General features: G+C 61.4%; 1 protein-coding gene. It reads left to right on the forward strand.

Going from position 1 to position 985, the window contains the following annotated elements; genetic code table 11:
* Positions 1-72 precede the first annotated feature (72 nt).
* The gene (locus AC1DWT_RS51565; protein WP_206012883.1) at positions 73-963 is read left to right on the forward strand and encodes an IS982 family transposase; all 891 of its coding nucleotides are present in this window, start codon (positions 73-75) and stop codon (positions 961-963) included.
* Positions 964-985 lie beyond the last annotated feature (22 nt).

Consider the following 985-nt stretch of genomic DNA (forward strand, 5'->3'; position numbering starts at 1 on the left):
CTAGATGGTTGATTATTCCTTGAAGGTGTGTCACTGCGGGGGTGGTAGGCGGAGGGTTTCCAAGATCAAAGCGTGACCAAAGAACTGGAAACCCTCCTGACCGAACTGTATGTGCTCATCGACGATCATGTCGTCGAACCCCGCACCGGTCGGGGTCGGCGGCCCGTGCTCAGCGATGCCGAACTGCTCACCCTGGCCGTGGCACAGATGCTGCTCGGGTTCGATTGTGAACGCCGGTGGATCCGGCACGCCCACCACAGCGTCGAGTTGCGTGCCCTGTTTCCCTACATTCCCGGACAGTCGGACTACAACAAACGTGTCAGGGCGGCACGAGGGTTGCTGTGCAAGGCAATTCAGACGCTGGCGCGGATCTCACCATCCTGGTTCGACGACCTGTGGATCACCGACGCCACCCCTGTGCCCTGCGGGATGTCTCGTGAAACGGTGAAGCGATCGGACCTGGCCGGACACGCCGGGTACGGCTATTGCGCTTCCCATTCGCGCTTCTACTGGGGGCTGAAGCTGTATCTGGTCTGTGCGGGCGACGGGATGCCGATCATGTGGTGCCTGGCGAATCCGAAGCTCGGTGAGCGTGAGGTGGTGACCGCGCTGCTCGAACGCGATCATCACCTGATTCGGTCGGGGCAGATCTTGCTCGCCGACAAAGGCTTTTCCGGCGCACAGTTCGCCGATACCACCGCCGCGATGGGTCTGAAGCTGCTACGCCCGGACCGTAAGGACGAAACGTACAAGAACGGGAATCTCGGCGGGGTGCGGCAGTGGATCGAATCGGTCAACCACACGTTGAAAGGGCAGCTTGGCCTGGAGGAACACGGTGGCCGTACCACGCACGGGGTGTTCGCCCGCGTCGCCCAGCGTGTGCTGGCGATGGCCGCCGGCATCTGGCACAACTGGAACATCGGCGCCACTGCCAAGCGATCATTGATCGCCTACGACCACTGATCCGTTCAAGGAATCAATCATC

It is taken from the genome of Rhodococcus sp. P4_B6, assembly GCF_056402215.1.